Source organism: Aeromonas enteropelogenes, from assembly GCF_020097295.1.
In the GTDB taxonomy this organism is placed as follows: domain Bacteria; phylum Pseudomonadota; class Gammaproteobacteria; order Enterobacterales; family Aeromonadaceae; genus Aeromonas; species Aeromonas enteropelogenes.
On sequence record NZ_CP083625.1, the window covers coordinates 569,461 to 595,898 of the forward strand.

The window sequence follows — 26,438 nt, forward strand, 5'->3', positions numbered from 1 at the left end:
ATCAGCTCCCGTTTTTTTCAGGTAATCGGTTTCGTTCAAACCTTGCCGGCGTTTTCCACCGGTTTGGCATACATGGCTCGCCAGATTGCCTTGTGCTCTTCGGGCACCTCGGACTGGCGACTCAGGAAGGCGGCCTGTTCGATGGTGTTGGCGTGGCCGGTCACATCTGCCGCCAGGTAGTTGCTGGGGAAGAGCTGGTAGTTGCCCCAGATCGCCTTGTCGATCAGCGCCGCCAACTCGTCCGGATCGCTGAACCCCTCGGTGATGGGAGCGCCGAAGGAGACATGTACCCGCCCCTTCATGCCGACGATGCCGGCGACGATACTCTCGATATCCTCGAACTCGCCCTTCTCGTAGCTGCCGTTGACCGACTTCTCGTAGAGCTCGCGCGCCTTGGCCTTGTCGGTAGGATCCAGCTCGTAGCTGATGCTCACCGGCACGATATTGAGGCTGCGCATGTAGTCGGCAAACTCGATCTTCTGCTTCTTGCCGTCCACGTAGAACATCTTGAGGATGGCCGGATCCGTCTTGTCATCCCCATCCTTGGCACGCCCTTCCTTCTGGGCGATCCAGATGGAGTGCCCCTCGTGCACCGACTGGCCGATATAGGCCGACAGCTCGCCGAGGGCTTTCATCATCTCCCGCGGCCCCTTGGCGGAGCGCTTGACGATAAAGCTCTTGTTGAGCTTCATCAGCTCGGTGGCGCAGGGTTTGCGCAGCAGGTTGTCACCGATGGCGATGCGCACCGTATCGAAACCATGGGTATAGAGACCCCAGTTGACGAACGCCGGATCCATAGCGATGTCCCTGTGGTTGGAGACAAACAGATAGCCCTGCTCTTTCTTCAGATGCTCGAGCCCGGAGAAGGTCACCCCCTTGGTGGAGGTGGCGATCATGCGGGACATGTACTGGGTCACCCCCATCTGCACCTGATGTACCGTGGTCACCTTGGACCACTTGTAGCGCAATACCTGGCGGATCAGCGGGCGAATGGCCCAGCCCAGCCAGCTCATCAGGGAGCCAAAACGATATTTGGCGATGGCACCGACGAACTCATCATCCTGGATCAGCCGTTCGATGGCGGCGGGCACTTCCTCATCACGGTAAGGGCGAATGTCCGCGAATCTATCTACTTCAGTCACAATGTCAGCCTTGCATGCTAGAGGGGCACGGCCAACCCGAGTTGGCCGGGAAAAAATCAGGGCGCAATTTTACACACTTTTATGGCGAGGGGTATGAGGTGGACGTAGATAGTGAGATCTGACCAGTAAAATGAACGGATGGCCCGCAGGCCATCCGGGATCAGGCCTCCACGGTGAAGGAGAGCATCATGCCGGTGTCCTCGTGCTCCAGCAGATGGCAGTGCGCCATATAGGCACGCTCCTTCGGGGCCGGATGGTCGAAGCGCACCAGCACCTCGCTGCGATTTCCCTCTACTCGCACCATGTCCTTCCAGCCGGCACGATGGGGCGCCACCGCCTGGCCGTTCTCCCGCAGGATCCGGAAACGGGTGCCGTGAATGTGGAAGGGGTGCAGCATCATGTCCCCCTCTCCCGAGATGCTCCAGCGCTCGGTCCGGCCCTGCTTGACCGCAAACATCGGCTGGTCCATGACAAATGCCTGACCGTTGATCCGGTTGCCCGTATGCAGATCCAGCGGCTTGGGCGCCTCTTTCATATCGGCCATACCGTCGTGCTGCATCTTGACCATCTCGCCGTGATCCATGCCCTCCATCTTCATGGCACTCTGTTTGCCGGCATCGCCGTGCGCCATGCTCATGCCCGCCATGGCGCCGTGACCATAGCGCTCCATCAGCGCCTGCATCCCCAGGCGATCCAGTTCGGGATCCATCGACAGGGTCAGGGTGCGGCTCGTCATCCCCTCCAATGCGGGCAAGGCCGGCAGACGGGCCAGGCTGTCCGGCAGCCGCCCCTTGCCCTCGATGAGGGAGGGCTGGATCCGCAGCAGCGGCAGCGCGGCATCGAACGGGGCGAGCGTCATCCCCATCTGGCGTACCGGCAGGCTGACCAGATCGAACGCCTTGCCATTGCGGGCATCCACCATCACCTCGAAGCGCTCCCCCGGCAGCAGCTCGAGCTTCTCAAGCACAACCGGCTCCGCCAACAGGCCGCCATCGCTGCCAATCACATAGAGGGATCGCCCGTCGCTGGTCGCCACCTTGAGGGAGCGGGCATTGCACCCGTTGAGCAGCCGCAGTCGCAACCAGCCCCTGGGGGCGGCATGGCTCGGGAACTCGGCGCCATTGGTCAGCATCAGATCGCCAAACCAGCCGACCGCCGCACTCATCACATCCAGCCGGTAATCGACCTGATCCTGGCCATCAAGCCGCTTGTCCTGCAGCACGACCGGAATGTCATCCAGGCCCCAGCGGCTGGGCAGGGGCAAGCGCTGGCTCTCCTCATCGTCGAGGATAAAGAGTCCGGCCAGCCCCATCGCCACCTGATGGCCGGTCCGGCCGTGGGTATGGGGGTGATACCAGCAGGTGGCCGCCGGCTGCTCGATGCGAAATGCCGCCTGCCACTGCTTGCCGGCGGCAATGGTGGCCTGGGGGCCGCCATCGGCGCTGCCCGGCACCTCCAGGCCGTGCCAGTGGATCGTGGTGGTCTCGGAGAGCTGGTTGTTGACCTGCATCGTCAGCGACTGCCCCTGCCGCGCCCGCAGCGTCGGTCCCAGCAGATTGCCGTTGTAGCCCCAGGTGCGGGTCGGCTGGCGCCGCCATTGCATCTGGCCCGGCTGGGCATTGAGCCGGATCACCCCCTGCTCGTCCGGCGCAAGCAGGGCGGGGATCGGCAGGACGGGGCGCTCGGCCGCCAATACCTGGTTCCACCAGGGCAAGGCGCTGGCCACACCGAATGCGGTAGAGAGTTTCAGAAAATCGCGACGCTGCATGGATCAATCCTCCTGGTCTGAGACAGACTCTCAGCCTAGATGAGCGCCCAATGGCAAGGTCAAGGGCTGATACACCGGCATGTCTTATTTCCCCGGCTCGTCAGCTTGCCACCCGGACTCCTTGCTTTAGCCCAGTGCCAGCGTAACCGCCGCCTCGGCATGGATGGCGGTGGTGTCGTAGAGCGGCACCGAGGCTTTCGTCTCCCCCACCAACAGGGCAATCTCGGTGCAGCCGAGAATGACGGCCTCGGCCCCGGCAGCCGCCAACCCCTCGATGATGGTCAGATACTCGGCCCGCGACGGCTCGCGGATCTGGCCCAGGCAGAGCTCGTCATAGATGATGCGGTGCACCCGCTCCCGCTGCGTCTCTGGAGGAACCAGCACCTCCAGCCCGAAACGCGTCTGCAGCTGCCCCTTGTAGAAATCCTGCTCCATGGTGAAACGGGTACCGAGCAGCCCGACCTTTTTCACCCCATCTGCCAACAACTGGTGGGCGGTGGCATCGGCGATATGGAGCAGCGGAATGTCGATGGCCGCCTCAATCTCGGGAGCCACCTTGTGCATGGTGTTGGTGCCGATCAGCAGAAAATCGGCGCCACCGGCCTGCACGTTGCGAGCCGCTTCCGCCAGCAGACGGGCGGTGGCGGGCCAGTCACCTGCGTGTTGCAGCCGCTCTATCTCGGCAAAATCGACGCTGCTTAGCAGCACCCGCGCCGAGTGCAGACCGCCGAGGCGCACCTTTACTCCCCGGTTAAGCGCCTGATAGTAGCTGACGGTGGACTCCCAGCTCATGCCACCCAGCAGACCGATACATTTCATGGGAACTCCTTATGCGATCCGAGCGCAGCACGGCGGCCGCCATCGCGATAAAAAAGGCCCCGAAGGGCCAACAAGACAGACGGTAAAGGCCAGCAGGCCTAAATCCAGATCATCAGCACGCAGGCCGCCGTGGCGAGCCCCATACCGAGGTTGAAACGACGCCAGCCACGGGCGGTGCGGATAAGGCGGCGCACCTGGGCACCGAACAGCACCCAAAAAGCCCCGGTGTAGAGGCCGGTAATAAAGAAGATGGCCAACACCCAGAGGGCGGACGGCCAGTAGCCCTCCCCCGCCAGGGTGAAGCCGCTGATGGCGGAGAGCGCCATCATCCACGCCTTGGGATTGAGCAACTGCAGCATGGCCCCCTGATGGGCCGGGATCAGCGGCCGGTTGCCCTCCGCCGGGCCACTGGCGGTCGCCACCTTCCAGGCCAGCCAGAGCAGGTAGGCCGAGCCGATGAGCTTGAGGCCGTCGTGCAGCAACGGCACCTTTTCAAACATGACCCCAAGGCCGAGCGCCGTGGCCAGGATCATCAGATTGATCCCCCCCACCACTCCCACCAGCAGGGGCAGGGTGCGGCGAAAACCCTGGGCGGCGCCGGCGCTGGTGAGCAGCATGTTGTTGGGGCCCGGCGTGCCGCAGGTAACCAGGGCAAATCCCGCCAGGGGCAGTAACCAGTTCAGATCCATCTCAACCTCTTGGTGGTACAACACATCCGTTATGGAGCAAGCCTCCTAATATGCAGAGCCGGCCCAGCGGCGACAAGGGCACCAACGCACTTATTTGCATTTTTATGCGTGCCAGGCACAGAGATCCAAGGCGCCAGAGAGTCAATACCAGAGCATCACCACACAGAGCGCCGTCAGCAGGCCGAGGGAGCCATTGAGGCGATGCCAGCCCCGTTCCGTGCTGATCCAGTTGCTCAGCTGATGGCCGAACAGCACCCAGACAAAGCAGACTGGAAACCCCACCAGCGGGAAGATCAGCATGATCCCCCACAGACTCGGCCAGTAGCTGGCGCCGGGCAGGCTGAACAGGCTGATGGCGGAGATCCCCATCATCCACGCCTTGGGATTGAGAAACTGAAAGCCCAGCCCCTCCAGCAAGGTCAGCGGACGGGCTCGCCTGGTCGGATCGCCGGGGGCGCCGGCCACCGCGATGCGCCAGGCCAGCCACAGCAGATAGAAGCTGCCGAAGATCTGCAATCCCACCCGCAGCGGCGGCCAGCTCTCGAACAGGGGATAGAGCCCCAGCGCCAGCACCAGTTGCAGCACTGGTTGCCCCACCGCGACCCCGGTCAGGTGTGGCAGGGTGCGACGCACCCCGAAATTGGCACCGGAAGCAGTTAACATGAGATTGTTGGGGCCCGGCGTGCCGCAGGTGAGCAGGGCAAACCCGAACAGGGTGACATACCATTCCATTGTCATCTTTGTACTCCCGAATCGCGGCAAATTGTATCGATACAATTTGCCGTCACTGATTGTTATTAGGTTGAATTTCACGCTATATTGCCGATACATTTCGATCAATGGATTTATTGTCACCATGACAATCTGGACCCCGGACATCACAACCTTCGACGGCCCCCTCTACCTCAAGCTGGTCAAGGCCATCGAGCGCGACATAGCCAACGGCACCCTGCCGGCGCAGACCCGCCTGCCCACCCACAGGGCGTTGGCGGACAGGCTGGGGGTGACGGTTGGCACCATCACCCGCGCCTATGGCGAGGCAGAGCGGCGCGGCCTGCTGGCCGCCCGGGTGGGGCACGGGACCTGGGTCAAGGGGGACAATGAGGATCCGGCCAACGCCTGGGTGATCCGCAAGGAGGAGGGACATCGCATCGAGCTGTGGCAGAACCTGCCGGTGCAACTGGATCGGGCCGCCATCATCCGCCCCATGCTGGAAGAGCTGGCCGGCGGGGATCTCAACGCCCTGCTCGGCTACGACAAGGAGGCGGGCCAGCCCGGCCAGCGCCAGTTGTTTATCGACTGGCTGGCGGAACAGGGCGTAGCGGGGAGTGAGGATCGCCTGTTGTTCAGCCACGGCGCCCAGCACGGTATCACGCTGGCGCTGCTGGCCACCGGCTGCGTGGGGGAGACCCTGTTCTGTGAAGGGCTCAGCTATCCCGGCATGCTGGGCAACGCCCGCCAGCTGAAGAACCAGGTGGTGGGACTGGCAATGGACGAAGAGGGGCTAATCCCCGCCGCGCTGGAGGCGGCCTGCCGTACCCGCCGTGCCAAGCTGCTCTACCTCACCCCAACCCTGCAAAACCCCACCACAGCCACCATGAGCCAGGCCCGGCGCGAGGCCATCGTCGCCATCGCCCGCCGCCACGATCTGCTGATCGTCGAGGATGACGTCAACGGCCTGCTGCCCCAGACACCGGTGACGCCGCTGGTCAACCTGGCGCCGGAGCGGGTCATCTACCTCGGCAGCCTGGCCAAGATCGCCTGTGGCGGCCTGCGAGTCGGCTTCGCGCTGGTGCCAAGTGCCCTGCGCAGCGCCTTCGCCCAGACGATGCGCCTGTCGAGCTGGATGGTAAGCCCGCTGCTCATCGAGCTGGCCTGCAAGCTGGTGAGCCAGCGCCAGATCATGCCATTGGTCGAACAGCAGCGGCAGATCCTGGCACGGCGCGGCGAACTGCTGCGTCACCTGTTGCCGGGCGCCTGCTGGCAGGCGGGATCCATGCACGCCTGGTTGCCGCTGCCCGAGCCCTGGCGCAGCCATGAGTTCGCCGAGGCTGCCAACGCCCTGGATGTCGGGGTGGCGAGCGGGGAGCACTTCGCCGCCGGCCAGTTTGCTGCCCCGCAAGGGGTGCGCCTGAGCCTCAGCCAGCCGGCCACCGACGCTCGCGTCGCCGAGGGGCTGGATCGGCTGGCGCAATTGCTGCGGGGCACACCGCCCACCAATCCCCTGCTATAGTGGGCCAGCATCCATCACCCGGCCCATTCATGCGCTCATAAGGAGAGTCCATGCACCCGTTTCGCGCCCCGTTCTTGCTTATCACCCTGCTGCTGGGAGGCTGCGCCTCACCCGCCCATCAACAGCTGGGGGCGGCGCTGGACGGGCTGGAGGGGGAGCTAAATCGGCTGGAAGAGGAGCTGGCGGCCATGAACGGCCTCCATTACCAGAAGGCGATCGATGCCCCCCTGAGCCTGCGCCGCTACCTGAACGCCCCCCGCCCCACGGCCGAGGGGTTGGTCCCGATCCGCAGCCAGTTACAGGATGGCCCCCTCCTTCACTACGACTACCGCTTGCCTGTGGGCATGACGAGCCTGCCATTGGACAACCCCTGCCTGCGCTACGAATTCGAGCTGCGCCACCTGGGCAGACTGGGCAAGCTGGCGCTGCACTGGCAGGATGCCCAGGGTCAGCAGAGCAACCTCATTCGCCAGGAGGAGTGCCCTTTCTCTCCCAAGGGGCCCGGTCTGCTCTGAGGCCCACCGGCCAGTCCACCAAACCCAAAAACAAAAAGAGCTGCCCCTGGCAGCTCTTTGTGGATCATGACCCAAATTTAGCCGAGGCCATCATGGTCGAGGACGGTTTTCAAGAAATCCTTCCAGCTGATGATGCCCACCAGGGCGCCGTTTTCCAGCACCGGCAGGCAGGAGACATTCTTCTCCAGCATCAGCTTGATGCCGTCCCGCAGCGGCAGGTTGGGGGCAATGGTGACCAGCTGACGGCTCATGATCTGGTGCGCACGGCGGTTGAGGGTCTCGGTGTCGCGGCTCATCTCGGCCTCGGAGTCGAGATAGGGGCTGATGGCGCGAAACAGATCCCGATCCGAGATGACGCCGACCAGCTCTTCCTCCTCCAGCACCAGCAGATGGCGAAAGTGAGCCTGCTCGAAGATATCCTTGATGACCCCGAGCCTGTCATCCATGGAGACGGTGGCGACCCGGGTCGTCATGATGTCCCTGATATGCAGCATGCTAGCCTCCACCATCCTGATTGATAGTTCTGTTATGACATGTTTTTGCGGCGCCAGCCAGTAGCAGGCCCGCTCCCAAAGTGCAAACCGGCGCCATTTCACGTAAGATCCGCGCCAGTTTTTCTCCTCCATTTTTGAGCAAGCAGATCCCACCCATGATAGTTGCCAGTCAAATCGAACTGATCCGCGGCGGCCGCAAGCTGCTGGACAACGCGTCCGCCACCATACACCCAGGCCACAAGGTGGGCCTGGTGGGCAAGAACGGCTGTGGCAAGTCCACCTTTTTTGCACTGGTACGGGGGGAGCTGGCCATCGACAGCGGCACCTTCAGCCTGCCCGCCGGCTGGCAAATTGCGGGCGTCGCCCAGGAGACCCCGGCGCTGGAGTGCTCCGCCCTAGACTACGTGATCGACGGTGACAGGGAGTTTCGCGCACTGGAAGCCCAGCTGGCTCAAGCAGAGCAGGACGACAACGGTCTGCTGGTAGCCGAGCTGCACAGCAAGCTCGACACCATAGGCGCTTACAGCATTCGCGCTCGCGCAGCCGAGCTGCTGCACGGCCTCGGCTTTGGTGACGAGCAGCTCGCCTCGCCGGTACGCAGCTTCTCCGGTGGCTGGCGCATGCGCCTCAACCTCGCCCAGGCGCTGCTGTGCCGCTCCGATCTGCTGCTGCTGGATGAACCGACCAACCACCTGGATCTGGACGCCGTCATCTGGCTGGAAAAGTGGCTCAAGGGCTATCAGGGCACGCTCGTCTTGATCTCTCACGACCGCGACTTCCTCGACTCGGTGGTGGGCCGCATCATCCATATCGAGAACGGCAAGCTCAACGAATACACAGGCGGCTACTCCGACTTCGAACTGCAACGCGCCGAACACCTGGCCCAGCAGCAGTCCATGTACGAGAAGCAGCAGCGGGAGATGGCCCACATGCAATCCTATGTGGACCGCTTCCGCTACAAGGCATCCAAGGCCCGTCAGGCCCAGAGCCGCCTCAAGGCCATGGAGCGGATGGAGAAGATCCTGCCCGCCCACGCCGACTCCGAATTCAGCTTCGAGTTTCGCGAACCCTCGGCCTTGCCGACCCCGCTGATTGCCATGGAAAACCTCAGCGCCGGTTACGGCGACAAGGTGATCCTGGAGAAGATCAAGCTCAACCTGGTACCCGGTTCGCGCATTGGCCTCTTGGGCCGCAACGGCGCGGGCAAGTCCACCTTTATCAAGATGCTGGCAGGCTCCAACCCGCCACTCTCCGGCAAGCTCGAAGTGAGCGCCGGGGTCAGCATCGGCTACTTTGCCCAGCATCAACTGGAGACCCTGCGCCTGGACGACAGCCCCCTCGATCATCTGGTGCGCCTCGCCCCGGACAAGACAGAGCAGGAGCTTCGCAACTATCTGGGCAGCTTCGGCTTTCACGGCGACAAGGCGCTCGACAAGGTGGCCCCCTTCTCCGGCGGCGAGAAGGCGCGACTGGTGCTGGCCCTCATCACCTGGCAAAAGCCCAACCTCTTGCTGCTCGATGAACCGACCAACCACCTGGATCTGGAGATGCGCCACGCCCTGACCATGGCGCTGCAAGGATTCGAGGGGGCCATGGTGGTGGTCTCTCACGACCGTCACCTGCTGCGCACCACCACCGACGACTTCTATCTGGTGCACGGCGGCCGAGTCGAGCCGTTCGACGGCGATCTCGACGACTACCACAAGTGGCTCGGCGAGCAGGAAAAAGAGGCCAACGCCAAGCCGACTGATGCCCCCGCGGCCGCCAACTCGGCGGTGGCGCGCAAGGATCAGAAGCGCCGCGAGGCGGAGTTCCGGCAAGCGACCAGGCCGCTGCGCCAGAAGCTGGAGAAACTCGAAACCAGCATGGAGAAGCTGCAGGGGAAACTCGCCGAGATCGAGACCCAGCTGGCCGACCCGGCCATCTATGAAGAGAGCGCCAAGGGCAAGCTGTCCGAGCTGCTCAAGTCCCAGGGCCCCATCAAGGAGGAGCTGGAAAACGTCGAGATGGAGTGGATGAGCCTCTCCGAGGAGCTGGAAACCATGGAGCAAGCCTTCCTTGCGTAATCTGTCACTGGTGACGACCGACGCGGTCGCCGAACACGAACTGCCGGGCCCGCTCGATTTCTGGCACTGGAGCGGCGAAATCTATGGCGCACGCAGCCAGGACTGGCTCCAGGTGCAGGAGCTGGGGGGTTGCGTCAATCTGGCGCTCTTGCTGCATCGGCTCGATCAATGCGGGATCCCGGTCGATCTCACCGACCTGCAACCTGCGCTGGTGCAGACCGAGGCGGTGCTGACCCCCTGGCGCGCCCTGCGCAAAAGCGCCAAAGCGCGAGTCGGCGAGCAGGAGTATCAGGCCATGCTGGCCCACGAGCTGGAGCTGGAGCGGCTGCAGCAGGGGGTGCTGCTGCAGACCCTGCGCGAGCTTTCCCTCTACCGGGGCAAGAGCCACAATCTGTTGAACTATCTATCGTTACTGGGTGCCCAGCAGGGCCCCCTCAGAGATCTAATATGCTGAGCTATCGCCACGCCTTTCACGCCGGCAACCATGCCGACGTGCTGAAACACGCCGTCCAGGCCCTGATCATCGAGTCCCTCAAGAAGAAGGAAAAACCCTTCATCGTGCTGGATACCCATGCCGGCGGCGGTCTCTACGACCTGCGCGGCGACTGGTCCCAGAAGAAGGCGGAATATGCCGACGGCATCGGCCGGTTGTGGAACGAGCGGGCCCAGTGGCCGGCCATGGCCCCCTATCTGGATGTCATCGCCGACATGAATGTCGATGGTCAGCTGCACTACTACCCGGGCTCCCCCGAGCTGTCGCGCCGCCTCACCCGCGAGCAGGACAAGCTGGCGTTGATGGAGCTGCACAACAACGAGGTGGAGGATCTGCGCGCCAACATGGGGTACGACCCGCGTGTCGCCGTTCACCACCGCGACGGCTTCGAGGGGCTGGTAGCCCTGCTGCCCCCCACCCCTCGCCGCGGCCTGGTGCTGATCGACCCGCCCTATGAGCTCAAGGAAGACTACTTTGCCGTGGTCGATACCCTGAAAAAAGCGCAAAAACGCTGGGCCACCGGCATCTACGCCCTCTGGTATCCCATACTGGGACAGGAGGCGGACAAGTCCCGCGACATGCTGCGCGCCATCAAGCGCGAAAACTTCGATAACGTCCTGGTCGCCGAGCTGGAAGTAGCCGGCCAAACCAGCGATTGGGGCATGAATGGATCAGGGATGCTGATCATCAGCCCCCCCTGGATGCTGGACGAGCAGATCGAAGCCTTCTTGAAACCCTTGTGCGCCAAGCTGGCCCAGGGCGCCGGTGCCCAGTACAAGGTGGAGTGGCTCAACAAGGTGGAAGAGTAACCGCCTGAAAAACAAGAAAACCGCCAAGGGCCTGCCATTGCAGGCCCTTTTTATTGGCAAGATCGGCGGGCTGCACGGATGCCATGGCTGGCAATCAGGGGCTGGTGGGTCTGTCCAGGTGCAAGACCAGCAACAGCAGGGCCAGCAGACCCAAGGGCGGAAACAGGGAGAGCAGAGCGCAGAGGGTGGCGATCAGGGCGGGGCGCTCGCTTCTGCGACGGGCCAGCCAATAGGCCAGCACACCCACGATGATCATCAGCAACAGTATGCCCTGTCCCAGCAGGGTGGCGTTGATATTCATATGCATGAAAGCTCCTTTTTCATGGCAAAACATCACTTTAGCGCGGCAACAGTTCAAGGCAAGCCCCAGTCTGGCAACAAGACATTTGATAGGCATTCCCTATTTAATTATTAGATGAGAATAATTTTCATTTAATGGCATTCCGGGTGATACTGCCAATATCACCAAAGGGAGCCGCCATCATGAAAAAGACCATCAGCTTTGCCGCCCTGCACTTCACCGTTGCCTTTACCCTGGCCTATCTGCTGACCGGCGAGCTGCTGACCGCCAGCCTGATCGCCCTCATCGAACCCGCCGTCAACACGGTCGCCTTCTACTTTCACGATGTCGCCTGGCACAAGTTCAAGCCCAGTCACAGCCTGCAGGCCAAGACCAGCAGCTTCGCCCTGGTGCACTTCTCCGTGGCCTTCGGCGTCGCCTTCCTGCTGAGCGGCGAACTGCTCACCGGCGGGGTGATGGCGATGATCGAACCCACCATCAACACAGTCGTCTTCTTCTTCTACGAGCGGCTGTGGCGCGCCCGCCAGCAGCTGGTGCTGGCCTGAACCCTGGCTCCGGGCTTTACGCGCCAACCCGTGCCGCCAGCGCCAAAAAAGCGCTCGGCGGCATGAGTGCTTTTGTGTTTTAGTGAAGCGATATCTCTCTTTTCAGGAACCGCTTCGATGACCCCGCTCAAGACCCTGCTGCTTGCCCCCCTGGCACTCTTTCCCCTGCTGGCCTGTGCCGCAACCCCCTCGTTCGATTGTCACAAGGCCTCGGGGGCGGTCGAGACGCTTATCTGCAAGGATGCGAAACTGACGGCGCTGGACAATGAACTGGCCGACCTCTATCACAAGGCAATAGCTCAGCTTTCCCCCGAGCAGCGCAAGACGGAGCAGGCGACCCAGCGTGGCTGGATCAAGGGGCGCAACGAGTGCTGGAAGGGGCAGGATCTGCGCCAGTGCGTCGAGGATAACTACAAGCTGCGGATCGCCGAGCTGCAAGTCACCGGTGGCCAGCTGATGGTCACGGCTCCCGTCTTCTACCGCTGCGGCGACCAGCTCATGCTGGAGACCTATTTCTATCAGGATGCCAAGGTGCCGGTGGCCGTACTCAACCTGAGTGAAGATAATCGCCCGCCACTGCAGACCATCGCCTATCAGGAACCCAGCGCCAGCGGCGCCCGCTATGAAGGGCAGAACATCAGCCTGTTTACCAAGGGGGATGAGGCCAGGCTGGAGCGTTTCGGCCAGCCGGCGCTCGCCTGCAAGGTGAGCACGGCACAAGGCAAATAACGCGCTCTGGGGGCCGGCCACCGTTTCGCCCTGACGGTGCCGGCCCTGTTATGTGCTAGATGGCGATATCCAGCGCCTTGCCTTCCCGCACCACCCGCACCTTGAGCGACCCCGCCTTGCTCTGGTTCAGCAGATCCCGCACCCTGTCAATCTGTAGCGGGTGATAGGGCACGCCGTTGATCTGCTCGATGACGTCGCCATTTTTCAGGCCAAACGGCGCCAGATCCCGCTCGTCGTTGTAGTAGACCTGCAGATGCTGGCCATCGAAGCGCACCGCAATCTGGCGCAGGTTTGGCTGCACCTGCTGCGCCAGCGTCTCTGCGTCATAGCAGAACATCATGCGCCCCGGGATGATGGCAAAGCGCTTGAAGCGACTCACAAAGTCCATGCCGAGGGCATACTTGTCGTTGTCATTCTCCGACACCCGCAGCTGACCGAGGGGGCGGCCGTCAAAATGCAGGCCGGTGATAACATGATCGCCCAGGTCCTGCATGCCGCTCGCATCGACCCCCTTCATCGGCGTCGAGCCATCCTTCAACAGCGCCTGCTGCTCGGCCATGTGGCCGATAAAGCTGCGATCGACATAGCTCTGATCGGCCCCGGTATCGAGGAGCATTCGCAGGCTGCCCTCGCCCTGGGTCAGGTAGAGCGCCGGTGAACGGTTGTAGCTGTCGTCATAACCGATGCAGCGCTCGAACCCGGCCGCCGAAGGGGCCGACGACCAGGCGCTGATCTGGTGCTGCTCCTGATCAAACACCCAGTTGAAGCGACGTATGACCTCTATCCCGAGCACCCCGTCGATGCGCGTGCCGAGGGATTGGGAGATGAGCGAAAAATCCATGGCGCCCCACAGATCACTGTCATCGATCGTGACCGAGCCAACCGACAAGGGCACCGGCTGTACAAACCCGAAATGTTCACTCTCAATCTGACCCGAGACGCTGACCATATTGGCAAAATCGGCCTGGTAGGCGCGAGGCAACTGACTCAGGGAAAGCACCTTGAAGCGGCTGGCAATGCGGCGATCGAGCACGGTGATGCTGGCGCCGGTATCGAGCAGAAACTGGTACTGCTCACCGGCGATGGTGACAGGTACTATGGGGCTACGCTCGTAAGAGACGGCAAGCACGGGCTGGGGCTTGCTTGCTGCATGGGCAGCATCCGGGGTACTGCAACCCTGGGTGCCAAACAGGGTCAAGATGGCGAGCGCCACTGCTTTTCGCTGCAATGTCATAAGACTCCTTTGCGATAGACAATGTGTCTGCGTCTCCCCCGACTACAGCACCAAACACAAACTATCCTGTTGATTTATATGTAAATAAACCAGATTTTACGGGGCACTCGACAATAACAAAGTGTTTTATGCCGGCTCAAGCTGATTATGACCCCTCACCATCCAGGGATCTGGCAAGCTCATCCCCCGAGTCCCCACCCCGCCATCGTTCAACTCACCCTATCGATTAATTTATTGATCCTGCTCAGGAATACCCGTTCTGCTTCTTTTCCTCTGCACGGCGTCCGTTAATATACCCGATTGGCAACAGCCTCAGCGGAGTCACCCCATGAGCCACGCCATTCCTCACGCAGGTAAAAAGCAGCAGACTGGGGGCTGGAACTCAGGAGCGGTAGCCTTGCTGGCGATAATCATGGTCAACACCCTCACTGTTTTCTATACAGTCGTAATGTTGCACAAAAAGAAGAGGTCAAGCGAATACGTTCAACTTCAAAGGAGTAAAGGTAAGCGATTGATTTAAAATATTATTTTTCGCATCCCATATCAGACAGGTGTGGAGTTAGATGGAAGTCGGTATTAATGTATTAAGTACCGCCTTCCATCTAATCACTGTTAGCACTATAGATAATTTTATCGGGTATTTTTGATGAAATGGAATGAAATTTCGATTGCAGAGGAAAGCTTCTCTGATCAGTTTAGTAGTGATGGTATTGTGGTAAGAGATGCCCTGATTAAGTCGGAATCAGTAACACCATTTGAGGTATATTTGTGCTTAAAGGAGGCATTTGGTCTACCTAATAGCGAGATGTTTGACGAAGATAAAAGTCAATGGATGTATGCATTGCAAACTACTGATGCATATTTTGAAGTATATGATTGGAAGCAGTTCAGTTGGAGTATTGCCGTATATGTTAAGGATAAAGGCTATGATGCTTATGAGGTTGGAAGTAAATTTCTAAAATTAGTTGAGCATAAAGCTAAGTCGAAAAAAGCGCAAATAAAGGATAGGGCAAAGAAACCTGACGGTCTGGTTATAGAAAACCCATATATGATTTATCGAGAGACTGGAGATTCTGTTCTCAACCTCGCAAGAGAACTTAGTCACAAATCAGGTTTTGATGGGGACAGCATTAATTTTAATCATTATCGTCAATCTGAAGATCTTTGCCGTTCATCATTTCTAATGTATTTGTCTTCAGTTGAAGCCTTCATGAATCTAGTTTACGAGCTTTACTTGAAAAGCGATCTTAGAGAAAAGCGGATATACGATCGTATTTCTCGAGAGCAAATCGACTTAAAAATTAAGTTAGCACCATTGTATTGTGAATGTTTTGCTGGTGACGCATTAAGCGCTGACAATGAAGTGTTCAAGAAATACCACTCACTTGTGAACCTAAGAAATGATTTTGTTCATGCAAATGTGACAAAACCAATGATGACTCCAATAATTCAAGAAGATGGGTTCGGATTCTTGATCAACTCAGACTCTACAACTTCAATTGGTATCCCTAGCAGTTTCAATGATTTTGATATTGGGCACATTGAATTGGTTAAAGATATTACTCAGAATTTAGTCGATTATGTGATTCAGACGATGACGCCTAGGTATAGAAGAGAAATAGTACAGGTCTTAGAACATAGCCATATTCAAGTAGAATACGAAAATGGACAAATGTACGTAATATAGTGCTAACAAAGCATTTAAGAGTGATTCGCAACGCTTGGCATTTTCGCTTCGCTCAAGTATAGCCAAGCGTCGCTCACACCTTAATTCGGCGTTATGTACTCGGAGGAAGTATGAATATTGACGGTTGCCCAGTTTGTGGTTATTTTGAATTCACGGCATTAGATAGTTTCGGCTGTACAACATTTGAAATTTGCCAATGCTGTGGATATGAATCTGGACTTGATTATCAATCTGATGCTTCTTATGAACATTTGCTAAAACTTCGAAGAGACTGGTTGCTTACAGTTCCTCAACTTTGGTGGGGGCGAGAGGTAGATAAACCTAAAAATTTTAACCCAATTGTTCAGTTAAAGCTAAGTAAACTCATTAATACGCTAACAGATGATGAGATTGAAAAAATACGTACATAACAAGCCGTTCAAAATGGATTCACAACGCTTGGCGATTTCAGTTCCAGTCAGGTTAAGTGTTTAAGGTGCAATGGTTTAGGTTTGGTGATTGGCGTTGTTCACCACTTAACGCGGCGTTAGAGAGGAAGAAATTAGGACACCCACCATTATGAGCGCCGCGTAGTGAATTTTCCCTATCAGACGAGGGCGGGCACGGTATTGCGAGCCACTGCAAGCCGTCGGGCGAGTTGAGCGGGTCAGTAGTGCCGTTATGGTCGCCACAGGGGTGGGAGGTCAGCCAGCTTCACCCCGCTGAACAGGCGAGCGCCTTCGCAAGGATAAAGCCATCGCAGAAGACCCCCACCCCAACCCTTCCCTTGACAGGGAAGGGTGTCACTCTGCGACGATGCAGCCTCCAACTCCCCGGTGCAATCCGCTGCGCTTATTGCACCCTACCCCACGATACCCCGTTACCCACCACCCCACTCCCGCAGGGCGGGCGAAATCCCGGTAGCACCAAGCCAGCTAAGCTTGCTCTCCTGGCCACAGCAAAGGAGCCCGACCGGGCTCCTTTTTCGTTCTATATCTGGAATCGCTCCACCAACCGATGCAGGGTACGGCCCGAGTCGGCCAGCTCCGCGCAGGTATGGCGGGTGGCATCGGCCCCCTCGCTCAGCTCGGCCACGATCTGTTGGATTGCCACCAGGTTGCGGTTGATCTCCTCGGTCACCGCGTGCTGCTGCTCGGCGGCGCTGGCGATCTGCAGGTTCATGTCGTTGATGGTGGTAATGGCGCTGCTCATCTCGTCTAGATTGGTCACCAGGGCGCCGGTCTCGGCCAGGGTATTGCTGTGGCGGGCCTGGCTCTCGCTCATCAGGGAGCCGGCGGTAGTCACCATCTGCTGCAGCCGCTGCAGCATGGTGCCGATCTCGACCGTGCTCTGCTGGGTACGGGAGGCGAGCTGGCGCACCTCGTCGGCCACCACGGCAAAGCCGCGCCCCTGCTCGCCGGCCCGCGCCGCCTCGATGGCGGCATTGAGCGCCAGCAGGTTGGTCTGATCGGCAATCCCCGAGATAACCCCCACCACGTTCTGGATCTGATCCGTCTCCCGGGTCAGGGTGCTTATCTGTTCATGAATGGCGTTAAGGTCGGTGATCAGGGTGTCAATGCCATCCATGGCGCGGGTGATCACCACCCGGGTCTGGCGTGACAGGTTGTCGGCACTGCCGGTGGCGGCCGCCGCATCGCCGGCGTTGCCCGCCACGCTGTGGGCGGTGGAGCTCATCTCTGTCATGGCGGCCACCACCTGTTCCGTCTCCCTGTGGTGGGAGCCCATGCGGGAGAGGTAGTCGCCGGACTGGCGCTGCAGGGTCTCAACCGACTGGTAGACCCGATCCGAGGCCGACGTCACCTGCTCTACCAGATGGTGGATCTTCTCGATAAAGCCGTTGAAGCTGCGGGCGAGATCGCCAAGCTCATCCCCCTGCTCCAGCTTGAGGCGGCGGGTGAGATCCCCCTCGCCGTGGGCGAGATCGTGAAAACTCTCCACCAGGGTCTGGATCGGCCGGGTGATGGAGCGCGACACCCAGAGGCCGCCAACGATGGCAAGCAGGGTTAGCAGCAGCGAGGTGAGCAGGGTATCGCGCATGGTGATGGCCAGTTCGGCCTCCCCTTCCTCGCGGACCCTGGCCACCGCATCGTCGATGTCGTCGATATAGAAACCGGTGCCCAGCACCCAGCCCCACTGGGGCAGCAGCACGGCATAGCCGAGCTTGGGTTGCTCGCTCCCCTTGGAGGGCTTGTCCCAGATAAAGCGTGAATAGCCGTCGCCACTCTCGGCCGCCTTGATGATATCGAGGATCACCTTGTTGCCTTCGCTGTCGGTCATGCCGGAGAGATCCTTGCCCTCCAGCGCCTGCTTGATGCCATGGGCGATGTTGATCCCCCTGGTGTCGTAGACGTAGAAGTAACCGTCCTCGGCATAGCGCAGGGTGCGCAGTATGCCCTTGGCCTGCTCGCGGGCCTCGGGGCTGTCCTGACTGAGCAGATGAGCGATGGCGGTCTTGGCCATCAGCACGTGTTCGGCCAGCGCCACCTTCTTCTGCTCGAGGGCACTGGTGCGGTAACGATCGAGCTGATCCGTCAGGGACTGCTGTGCGCGCCACCAGATCCCGACATTGAGCAGCAGGGCCATCATCAGAATGGGGACTATGGCCAGGGTCAGGGTCTTGCCCCTGATGGAGAGGTGTTTCATCTGCGTAGACATCCTTTGTGCAAGCGTTTGCCGGATATCATAAAAGACTTATTTATCAGTGACTGTTAACAAGATCATGGCTTTGGCCGCTGGCCCCTTTTCAAACCCGCAGCAAGCTCGAAACGCACGCTCCCCCCGGCACCCCATACGCCTGTTGGCAGGGGCAGCCCGTTGTCGCCACACTCCAATGTGCCCTGCCCTACTCTTGCCTTGCCTGCATAAGGGCTAGGCAGACGTTCCGCAATCAACACAGGTGGCAGACTCGGCGCAATCTGCAGACGAAAAAAAACCGGAACCCAAGGGTTCCGGTTTTTCTCACACCAGCCGAGGCTGGTTAACCAGCAAATCAAGCCTGGTTTTTAACTTCTTTCAGACCGCGGAACGGAGCCTTCTCACCCAGCGCTTCTTCGATACGGATCAGCTGGTTGTACTTGGCAACACGGTCAGAACGGCTCATGGAACCGGTCTTGATCTGGCCAGCAGCGGTACCAACGGCCAGGTCGGCGATGGTCGCGTCTTCGGTCTCACCGGAGCGGTGGGAGATAACGGCAGTGTAGCCGGCGTCTTTGGCCATCTTGATGGCAGCCAGAGTTTCGGTCAGGGAACCGATCTGGTTGAACTTGATCAGGATGGAGTTAGCGATGCCGTTGTCGATACCGCGCTTCAGGATCTTGGTGTTGGTTACGAACAGGTCGTCACCCACGATCTGGATTTTCTTGCCCAGTTTCTGGGTCTGGTAGGCGAAGCCTTCCCAGTCAGATTCGTCCAGGCCATCTTCGATGGAGACGATCGGGAACTTGGCAGTCAGCTCTTCCAGGAAGTCGGAGAAACCGTTGGAGGTGAAGACACGGCCTTCGCCTTTCAGGTTGTACTCTTTCTTCTCTGCGTCGTAGAACTCGGAAGCAGCGCAGTCCATGGCCAGGGTCACGTCGGTGCCCAGCTTGTAACCGGCAGCAGCAACGGCTTCGGCGATCACTTCCAGCGCTTCGGCGTTGGATTTCAGGTTAGGAGCGAAACCACCTTCGTCACCAACGGCAGTGTTGTAACCCTTGGCCTTCAGTACTTTGGCCAGGTTGTGGAACACTTCAGCGCCCATGCGAACGGCTTCTTTCAGGGTCTTGGCGCCAACCGGCTGGATCATGAACTCCTGGATGTCGACGTTGTTGTCGGCGTGCTCACCACCGTTGATGATGTTCATCATGGGCAGCGGCATGGAGTAAACACCCGGGGTGCCGTTCAGCTCGGCGATGTGGGCGTACAGCGGCAGGCCTTTGGCAGCAGCAGCAGCCTTGGCGTTAGCCAGGGAAACAGCCAGGATGGCGTTGGCGCCGAACTTGGATTTGTTCTCGGTACCGTCGAGGTCGATCATGATCTGGTCGACAGTGGCCTGGTCCTTGGCATCTTTACCCAGCAGAGCTTGAGCGATCGGGCCGTTTACGGCTTCGATGGCTTTCAGCACGCCTTTACCCAGGAAACGGCTCTTGTCGCCGTCACGCAGTTCCAGCGCTTCGCGGGAACCGGTGGACGCGCCAGACGGAGCGGCTGCCATACCAACAAAACCACCTTCCAGGTGAACTTCGGCCTCAACGGTCGGGTTACCACGGGAGTCGATGATTTCACGACCGATCACTTTAACGATCTTGGACATGTGTATTTCCTCAGGTTTCGTAAAAAAACAACAAAAATATGCCAAAAAAAGCGGCTGTGGCACAGTGCCCCAACCGCATTTATTTTCAATTACTTCAAATTACGCTTCTGGTACTCACCTGCCGCCTTCACGAAACCGGCGAACAGGGCGTGGCCATCACGAGGAGTAGAGGTGAACTCCGGGTGGAACTGGGCCGCGACAAACCAAGGATGATCCGGGATCTCGATAATTTCCACCAGCTTCTTGTCGGCGGAGAGACCGGTCACCTTCAGGCCTGCTGCCTCGATCTGCGGCAGCAGCTTGTTGTTAACTTCATAACGGTGGCGGTGACGCTCGTAAATGGTCGGGCTGCCGTACATCTGACGCACCTTGGAACCTTCGACCAGGTGGCAGAGCTGGGAACCCAGACGCATGGTGCCGCCCAGATCGGACTTCTCGGTCCGAGTCTCGACGTTGCCCTCTTCATCCACCCACTCGGTGATGAGGCCAACCACCGGATAGGGGCACTCTTTCTTGAACTCGGAGGAGTGAGCCCCTTCCATGCCCGCTACGTTGCGGGCGTATTCAATCAGTGCAACCTGCATGCCGAGGCAGATGCCGAGATACGGGATCTTGTTCTCACGGGCATACTTGGCGGCCAGGATCTTGCCTTCCACGCCGCGCTCGCCGAAGCCGCCCGGCACCAGGATCGCATCCAGACCTTCCAGCAGCTCGGCGCCACGGGTCTCGATGTCCTGGGAATCGATGTACTTGATGTTGACGGAGAGACGGGTCTTCAGACCGCCGTGCTTGAGCGCCTCGTTGACGGACTTGTAGGCGTCCGGCAGGGAGACGTACTTACCCACCATGCCGATGGTTACTTCGGCGGTCGGGTTGGCCTCTTCGTAGATAACCTGTTCCCACTCGGCCAGGTCGGCCTCTTTGCACTCGATGCCGAAGCGCTCGGTGATGTAGGAGTCCAGGCTCTGGGATTTCAGCAGTGCCGGGATCTTGTAGATGGAGTCGACGTCCTTCATGGAGATGACGGCGCGCTCCGGTACGTTGCAGAACAGGGCGATCTTGGCGCGCTCGTTGGCCGGAATGGCACGGTCGGAGCGGCAGATCAGCACATCCGGCTGAATACCGATGGAGAGCAGCTCTTTGACGGAGTGCTGGGTCGGCTTGGTCTTCACCTCGCCAGCGGCGGCCAGGTAAGGAACCAGAGTCAGGTGCATGAACATGGCGTTGTTGCGGCCCACTTCGGCAGCCAGCTGACGAATGGCCTCGAGGAACGGCAGGGACTCGATATCGCCCACGGTACCGCCCACTTCGACGATGGCAACCTGATGACCTTCGGCACCGGCAATCACCCGCTCCTTGATGGCGTTGGTGATGTGCGGGATCACCTGGATGGTGGCGCCCAGGTAGTCACCACGACGCTCTTTGCGCAGCACGTCGGCATAGATGCGACCGGTGGTGAAGTTGTTGCGACGGGTCATCTTGGTGCGGATGAAACGCTCGTAGTGGCCCAAATCCAGATCGGTTTCGGCCCCGTCCTCGGTTACGAACACTTCACCATGCTGGGTCGGGCTCATGGTGCCCGGATCCACGTTGATATAGGGGTCCAGTTTCATGATGGTCACATCCAGACCACGGGCTTCCAGAATGGCTGCCAGAGAAGCTGCGGCAATGCCTTTGCCGAGGGATGAAACAACGCCACCAGTTACAAAAATATATTTTGTCGTCATGCTGAACCTGAAAGAAGTTTAGGGAATTTTAAGGGGTGCTTCGGGGATGAAGCAGGACGGGGAAACAGTATACCAAAAACCCCTCTCCCAAACAATGAGCAAAAATCTATCAGGCTCCTCGCCGCCCCGTCTTGCGCCAAATCAACTTTGCTCGGTTTCCTTGGCTCTATCCCAGGCAGCATCGAGCTTCTCCAGTGAGCAGTCGGTCATTTTCAGCCCTTCTGCGGCGATAAACTGCTCAACCTGACGAAACCGTCGCTCGAACTTGGCGTTGGCGGCCCGCAGCACCTGTTCCGGATCCTTGCCCAGATGGCGCACCAGGTTGACGGTGGCAAACAGCAGGTCGCCGAGCTCGTCGCTCACCCGCGCCTCATCCACATCGGCCATCAGCGCCTCTTCCATCACCTCGTCAATCTCCTCGTGGATTTTGTCCACCACGGGGCCCAGGGTCTTCCAGTCAAAACCAACGGTGGCGCAGCGCTTCTGGATCTTGGCGGCTCGAGTCAGGGCCGGCAGCGAGAGGGGGATGTCATCGAGCACGCTCTCTTTGTCTAGCGCCGCCCGCTCTTTGGCCTTTTCCGCCTCCCAGTTTGCCTTGACCGCCTGCTCGTCGCCGAGATCGGCATTCGAGAAGACATGGGGGTGACGGCGGATAAGCTTCTCGCTCACCGTGTCGACGATGTCGGCAAAGTCGAACAATCCCTGCTCCTTGCCAAGCTGGGCATAGAAGACCACCTGAAACAGCAGATCCCCCAGCTCCCCTTTCAGCCCCTGCCAATCTTCGGTTTCGATGGCGTCGGCCACCTCGTAGGCCTCCTCCAGGGTGTGAGGCACTATGGTCTTGAAGCTCTGCTTGAGATCCCAAGGGCAGCCATTTTGCGGGTCGCGCAGGCGGGACATGATATCGAGCAGTTGAGGCAGGTCGTAACGTTGAGACATGGGATATTCGCTTTTTCTTCGTGCAACAGGGGGATAAAACAGTGACCGGCCACAGGGGCCGGTCAGTCGGTATCAGAGGCGCTTGGCGCTGATCACATCGTTGAGCTGGCTCAGCTTGGCCAACGCCCGGTTGAAGGCGTTGATGTTGTAAATTTCCAGCTCCATATCGATCTCGGCGGTCTGCTCGCGCACGTTGGAGCGTGAGCGCACCCCCATCACGTTGATCTTCTCGTTGGCGAGCACGGTCGTGATGTCGCGCAACAGACCGGATCTGTCGTTGGAGAGGATGCGGATGGTGAGGCCGTAACCACCGGAGTAGTTCTCCCCCCATACCGCATCGATCAGCCGCTCCGGGTTGCGCCGTGACAGCTCTTTCAACTGCTCGCAATCCTCCCGGTGGATGGAGACGCCACGGCCCATGGTGATGAAGCCCTGGATAGCATCCCCGGGGATCGGCTGGCAGCAGCGGGCAATATGGGTCATCAGGTTGCCCACACCTTCCACCACTATGTGATCCTTGGGCTTGTGGCGGAACGGCGCGTTGGCCTTCTGCTCCAGCTTCTCCAGCAGGCGGCGATCTTCCTCCTCCGCCGTCGGCTTGTTGTAGCAGGTGTCCAGGTAGTTGATCACCTGGTTGATGCGGATGTCGCCGCTACCGATGCCGGCCAGCAGATCGTCGGTGCTCTCCAGATTGAAGCGGCGCAGCATGCTGCCCTTGTCGATCTTGGCCATGCTGAGGTTGTGGCGATCCAGCTCCTTGTCGAACAGCTCGCGCCCGGCAACGATGTTCTTGTCCCGATCCAGCTTTCTGAACCAGGTGGCCACCTTGGCCCGCGCCCGGCTGGAGCGCAGGAAGCCGGAGTTGGGATTCATCCAGTCGCGGCTCGGGTTCGGCTCCTTCTGGGTGATCACCTCCACCTGATCGCCGGTCTGCAGCGCATAGGTGAATGGCACGATGCGGCCGTCGATCTTGGCACCGATGCAGCGGTGGCCGATCATACTGTGGACGTGATAGGCAAAGTCGAGGGGGGTGGCTCCCGCCGGCAGGTCGATGACATCCCCTTTCGGGGTGAACACATAGACCCTGTCCTCGAACACCTGACTGCGCAGATCCTCGAGCAGTGAGCCACTCTCGGAGAGATCCTCCTGCCAGGCGAGCAGCTTGCGCAGCCACTCGATCTTGTCTTCGAAGTTGCCCCCCTTGCCGCCGGCCTGGGCCCCTTCCTTGTAGCGCCAGTGGGCGGCAACCCCGAGCTCGGCATCCTGGTGCATCTGATCGGTGCGGATCTGGATCTCCACCGTCTTGCCCTCGGGCCCCACCACCACGGTATGGATGGACTGGTAGCCGTTGGGTTTGGGGTTGGCGACATAGTCGTCAAACTCGCGGGGAATATGGTGGAAATGGGTGTGAACGATGCCAAGCGCCGCATAGCAATCCTGCAGCCGCTTGGTCACCACCCGCACCGCGCGCACGTCGAACAGCTCGTTGAATTCAAGGTGCTTCTTCTGCATCTTGCGCCAGATGCTGTAGATGTGTTTCGGGCGGCCGTAAACCTCGGCCTCGACCCCCGCCTCTTTCAGGGCATCGCGCAGGGACTGCACGAACTCGCGGATGTAGCGCTCCCGATCGAGGCGCTTCTCGTCGAGTTGTTTGGCGATCTGCTTGTAGGTGTCCGGGTGCAGGTAGCGGAAGGCGAGATCCTCGAGCTCCCACTTGAGCTGACCGATGCCGAGGCGGTTGGCAAGCGGAGCATAGATGTTGGTGATCTCCTGGGCCATCAGCACCCGGGTCTCTTCATCCGCCTTCTTCGCCTCCCGCAGGCAGGCGATCCGTTCCGCCAGCTTGATGACCACGGCGCGCACATCCTCGACCATGGCAAGCAGCATGCGCCGCACATTGTCGACCTGCTCAGGCGAAGTCTCGCTGCGATGCAGGGTCTGCAAGGAGCGGATGGCCTCCATCTCCAGCACCCCTTCCACCAGCTTGGCGATCTTGGGCCCGAAGTCCTCGTCCATCCGCTCCTGGCTGATGAGACCGGCTTCGACGAAGGGGTAGATGATGGCAGCCTTGAGGGTCGCGATATCCATGCTGAGCATCAGCAGGATGCCCACCATCTCGATGCCACGCACCAGCAGCTTGCTGGTCAGCGCCTCGTCACCGAGCGTCAGACAATACTGGTAGACGGTTCGCAGCTGATCCTTGTCACTGTCACTTAAGGAGAGCGAGCCGACCCACTCCTCCAGGGTGAAGTTGTCTTTCAAATGAATATCGCGAACCGCAACCATGGTATCAATCCTTTAAATTGTTGGGCCGAAAGCTGACGCTTCCTCCCCCCTCATCTGATGAGACTGCTTCAAATGGGGATATCCGGAGAACTATTCAAGGCGCACCGCCCAAAGGCAGATGTGTTCTCCAGCAGGCCCTGCCTACGTACCGAGGGGTTAGATTACCCCATTCACTCCTGCTCAGACAGCGCCATAGGGGCGAAAGAACAAGAGAAAAGCGGGCGTCATGGGCCCCCTCCCGATCCCGTGGCAGGGAGCCCATGCAAGGGTCACTCCCGCACAAACAGCGCCATGGACTCCAGGTGGCCGGTATGGGGGAACATGTCGAGCATCCCCAATCGGGCCAGCCGATAGCCGCCCTTCACCAGCACCTGGCTGTCACGGGCCAGCGTCACCGGATTACAGGAGACGTAGACCACCCGTTTGGGAGAAAGCTTCGCCACGTGTCCCATCACTTCCAGGGCACCGGGGCGCGCCGGATCCAGCAACACCAGGTCGAACCCTTCCCGTGCCCAGGACATGCCGACGATGTCACCACTGAGATCCGCCTTGTAGAAACGGGCGTTGTCGATGCCATTGCGACGGGCGTTCTCCTCGGCGCGGGCCACCATGGCCAGCTCCCCTTCCACCCCCACCACTTCGCGGGCCTGCCGGGCAAGCGGCAGGGTAAAGTTGCCGATGCCGCAGAACAGATCCAGCACCTTGTCATCCCTGGTCGCCCCGAGCCAGGCCAACGCCTGGGCCACCATGCTCTGGTTGATGGGGCCGTTGACCTGGATAAAGTCACCGGGAGCGAATGCAAGAGACAAGCCATCGAGCGAGTAAGAGGGTTCGAATTGTTGATGCAGCGGCTCTATCTGCTCGTCGTTCGCCTGCAGATAGAGGTCGACCCCCTGTTCTGCGGCAAACGCCACCAGCAGGGCGCGGTCGGTCTCGTTGGGGCGCCCGGTGTGACGCAGCAGCAGCATGATCCCCTGCTCTGACTGGATCAGCTCCGCATGGCCCAGTTCACGCTGACTCTTGAGGCGGTTGAGGCAGGCACGCAGCGGGGTGATCAGAGCCGAGAGCGGCGCGGCCAGCACGGGGCACCCCTCAATCTCGACCAGATCATTGGTATTGCGGCGACGAAAACCGACCCGGGTGCAGCGACCGTTTTTGTCAAACTTGATGGCGAGGCGGCAGACCCGGCGATAGGCCCTATCTTCGCCGCTCAGTACCGGTTCAAGGGCGGGGGCCTTGATGTTGCCAAGGCGTTCGAACAGGCTGATCAGCCCGGCCGCCTTGGCGGCCTGTTGATCGTCCACCGACATATGCTGGGCACTGCAACCGCCGCACTCGCGATAGTGGCTGCAAAACGGAGCGATGCGATTGGCCGCCGGCGTCACCACCTGTTGCAGCGCCGCATGGCCATAGTGCTTCTTCTCCTCGGTGATGCGGGCCTTGACCGTCTCGCCGGGCAGCGCCCCTTCGACGAAGATCGCCTTGCCCTGGTGGCGACCGATGCCGACACAGTGGTGGTCCAGAGTGTCTATCGTAAATTCAATACGTTGGGGCTGGGTGGACTTCTTTTTGGGCTTGAAAAACTGGGCCATAAAACTTGGTGCCTATAGGTGGCTATGTCATGATTGTGGAATCTGCAGCTGGGTATTGTCCCACAAGAATAATAGTATG

24 protein-coding genes are annotated in these 26,438 nt (G+C 59.8%); 10 read left to right on the top strand and 14 right to left on the bottom strand.

Annotation, left to right across the window (positions count from 1 at the left end; translation table 11 throughout):
- Positions 1-35: 35 nt before the first annotated feature.
- From LA321_RS02575 to LA321_RS02595, 5 genes are all read right to left on the bottom strand, one after another.
- Entirely contained in the window at positions 36-1,142 is a 1,107-nt protein-coding gene (locus LA321_RS02575) for a 1-acyl-sn-glycerol-3-phosphate acyltransferase (protein WP_042071292.1), read from the bottom strand.
- A 160-nt stretch (positions 1,143-1,302) separates the two neighbouring features.
- Positions 1,303-2,910 (bottom strand): multicopper oxidase CueO, encoded by a 1,608-nt coding sequence (cueO, locus tag LA321_RS02580; RefSeq protein ID WP_042071290.1) that lies wholly within the window; start codon positions 2,908-2,910, stop codon positions 1,303-1,305.
- Between the two features lie 126 nt (positions 2,911-3,036).
- Positions 3,037-3,729 (bottom strand): aspartate/glutamate racemase family protein, encoded by a 693-nt coding sequence (locus LA321_RS02585; protein ID WP_042071287.1) that lies wholly within the window; start codon positions 3,727-3,729, stop codon positions 3,037-3,039.
- 98 nt (positions 3,730-3,827) lie between these two features.
- Complete coding sequence (locus tag LA321_RS02590; RefSeq protein WP_042071285.1) at positions 3,828-4,418, bottom strand: LysE family translocator; 591 nt, start codon at positions 4,416-4,418, stop codon at positions 3,828-3,830.
- A gap of 141 nt (positions 4,419-4,559) precedes the next feature.
- Positions 4,560-5,156 (bottom strand): LysE family translocator, encoded by a 597-nt coding sequence (locus LA321_RS02595; RefSeq protein WP_042071283.1) that lies wholly within the window; start codon positions 5,154-5,156, stop codon positions 4,560-4,562.
- A 118-nt stretch (positions 5,157-5,274) separates the two neighbouring features.
- On the opposite strand from LA321_RS02595, the gene LA321_RS02600 reads away from it, so the two are divergent.
- Both LA321_RS02600 and LA321_RS02605 read left to right on the top strand, forming a co-directional pair.
- Entirely contained in the window at positions 5,275-6,651 is a 1,377-nt protein-coding gene (locus LA321_RS02600) for an aminotransferase-like domain-containing protein (protein WP_042071281.1), read from the top strand.
- Between the two features lie 50 nt (positions 6,652-6,701).
- A complete protein-coding gene (locus LA321_RS02605; protein WP_042071280.1) occupies positions 6,702-7,166 on the top strand; it encodes a hypothetical protein in 465 nt (154 codons plus the stop codon).
- A 77-nt stretch (positions 7,167-7,243) separates the two neighbouring features.
- Here the strand turns inward: LA321_RS02605 and LA321_RS02610 are convergent, their stop codons facing one another.
- Positions 7,244-7,660 carry a CBS domain-containing protein gene (locus LA321_RS02610; RefSeq protein WP_197064497.1) on the bottom strand — a complete coding sequence of 139 codons (417 nt, stop codon included), beginning with the start codon at positions 7,658-7,660 and terminating at the stop codon, positions 7,244-7,246.
- Positions 7,661-7,815: 155 nt separating this feature from the next.
- On the opposite strand from LA321_RS02610, the gene LA321_RS02615 reads away from it, so the two are divergent.
- Genes LA321_RS02615 through LA321_RS02625 form a run of 3 tightly spaced genes read left to right on the top strand, consistent with a single transcriptional unit; the run spans position 7,816 to position 11,028 of the window.
- The gene (locus LA321_RS02615; RefSeq protein WP_042071277.1) at positions 7,816-9,726 is read left to right on the top strand and encodes an ABC transporter ATP-binding protein; all 1,911 of its coding nucleotides are present in this window, start codon (positions 7,816-7,818) and stop codon (positions 9,724-9,726) included.
- On the top strand, positions 9,719-10,180 hold the full coding sequence (locus LA321_RS02620) for a DUF2390 domain-containing protein (RefSeq protein ID WP_042071274.1): 462 nt from the start codon (positions 9,719-9,721) through the stop codon (positions 10,178-10,180). Before LA321_RS02615 ends, LA321_RS02620 begins: the two co-directional genes overlap by 8 nt.
- Positions 10,174-11,028: a 23S rRNA (adenine(2030)-N(6))-methyltransferase RlmJ gene (locus tag LA321_RS02625; RefSeq protein WP_042071271.1), complete on the top strand. Its 855-nt coding sequence runs from the start codon at positions 10,174-10,176 to the stop codon at positions 11,026-11,028. The genes LA321_RS02620 and LA321_RS02625 overlap by 7 nt, the downstream gene beginning before the upstream one ends.
- A gap of 94 nt (positions 11,029-11,122) precedes the next feature.
- On the opposite strand, the gene LA321_RS02630 is transcribed toward LA321_RS02625, so the two are convergent.
- Complete coding sequence (locus tag LA321_RS02630; protein ID WP_042071359.1) at positions 11,123-11,329, bottom strand: hypothetical protein; 207 nt, start codon at positions 11,327-11,329, stop codon at positions 11,123-11,125.
- Between the two features lie 182 nt (positions 11,330-11,511).
- Between LA321_RS02630 and LA321_RS02635 the strand changes: the two genes are divergently transcribed.
- Positions 11,512-11,874: a DUF2061 domain-containing protein gene (locus LA321_RS02635; RefSeq protein ID WP_042071270.1), complete on the top strand. Its 363-nt coding sequence runs from the start codon at positions 11,512-11,514 to the stop codon at positions 11,872-11,874.
- A 117-nt stretch (positions 11,875-11,991) separates the two neighbouring features.
- Entirely contained in the window at positions 11,992-12,603 is a 612-nt protein-coding gene (locus tag LA321_RS02640; protein ID WP_042071268.1) for an MliC family protein, read from the top strand.
- A gap of 55 nt (positions 12,604-12,658) precedes the next feature.
- Here LA321_RS02640 and LA321_RS02645 read toward each other — a convergent pair whose 3' ends face one another.
- On the bottom strand, positions 12,659-13,837 hold the full coding sequence (locus tag LA321_RS02645; protein ID WP_042071266.1) for an aspartyl protease family protein: 1,179 nt from the start codon (positions 13,835-13,837) through the stop codon (positions 12,659-12,661).
- Between the two features lie 328 nt (positions 13,838-14,165).
- Here LA321_RS02645 and LA321_RS02650 point away from each other — a divergent pair, with 328 nt between their 5' ends.
- The 3 genes from LA321_RS02650 (at position 14,166) to LA321_RS02660 (ending at position 15,934) form a co-directional block, all read left to right on the top strand.
- Positions 14,166-14,357, top strand: coding sequence for a hypothetical protein (locus LA321_RS02650; RefSeq protein WP_042071264.1), 192 nt, complete (start codon positions 14,166-14,168; stop codon positions 14,355-14,357).
- A gap of 126 nt (positions 14,358-14,483) precedes the next feature.
- On the top strand, positions 14,484-15,524 hold the full coding sequence (locus LA321_RS02655) for a hypothetical protein (RefSeq protein WP_156141021.1): 1,041 nt from the start codon (positions 14,484-14,486) through the stop codon (positions 15,522-15,524).
- Positions 15,525-15,634: 110 nt separating this feature from the next.
- Positions 15,635-15,934, top strand: coding sequence for a hypothetical protein (locus LA321_RS02660; RefSeq protein ID WP_082043401.1), 300 nt, complete (start codon positions 15,635-15,637; stop codon positions 15,932-15,934).
- 559 nt (positions 15,935-16,493) lie between these two features.
- Here LA321_RS02660 and LA321_RS02665 read toward each other — a convergent pair.
- The 6 genes from LA321_RS02665 to rlmD all read right to left on the bottom strand — a co-directional run bounded on the left by LA321_RS02665 (position 16,494) and on the right by rlmD (position 26,359).
- Positions 16,494-18,167, bottom strand: a complete 1,674-nt coding sequence (locus tag LA321_RS02665) for a methyl-accepting chemotaxis protein (RefSeq protein ID WP_042071260.1) — start codon at positions 18,165-18,167, stop codon at positions 16,494-16,496.
- 346 nt (positions 18,168-18,513) lie between these two features.
- Positions 18,514-19,815, bottom strand: a complete 1,302-nt coding sequence (gene eno / locus LA321_RS02670; protein WP_042026918.1) for a phosphopyruvate hydratase — start codon at positions 19,813-19,815, stop codon at positions 18,514-18,516.
- Between the two features lie 89 nt (positions 19,816-19,904).
- Positions 19,905-21,542: a glutamine hydrolyzing CTP synthase gene (gene pyrG / locus LA321_RS02675; protein ID WP_026458419.1), complete on the bottom strand. Its 1,638-nt coding sequence runs from the start codon at positions 21,540-21,542 to the stop codon at positions 19,905-19,907.
- Between the two features lie 141 nt (positions 21,543-21,683).
- Positions 21,684-22,481 (bottom strand): nucleoside triphosphate pyrophosphohydrolase, encoded by a 798-nt coding sequence (gene mazG / locus LA321_RS02680; RefSeq protein WP_042071257.1) that lies wholly within the window; start codon positions 22,479-22,481, stop codon positions 21,684-21,686.
- 72 nt (positions 22,482-22,553) lie between these two features.
- Positions 22,554-24,767, bottom strand: a complete 2,214-nt coding sequence (relA, locus tag LA321_RS02685) for a GTP diphosphokinase (RefSeq protein WP_042026921.1) — start codon at positions 24,765-24,767, stop codon at positions 22,554-22,556.
- A 269-nt stretch (positions 24,768-25,036) separates the two neighbouring features.
- Positions 25,037-26,359, bottom strand: coding sequence for a 23S rRNA (uracil(1939)-C(5))-methyltransferase RlmD (gene rlmD, locus LA321_RS02690; protein WP_042071255.1), 1,323 nt, complete (start codon positions 26,357-26,359; stop codon positions 25,037-25,039).
- Positions 26,360-26,438 lie beyond the last annotated feature (79 nt).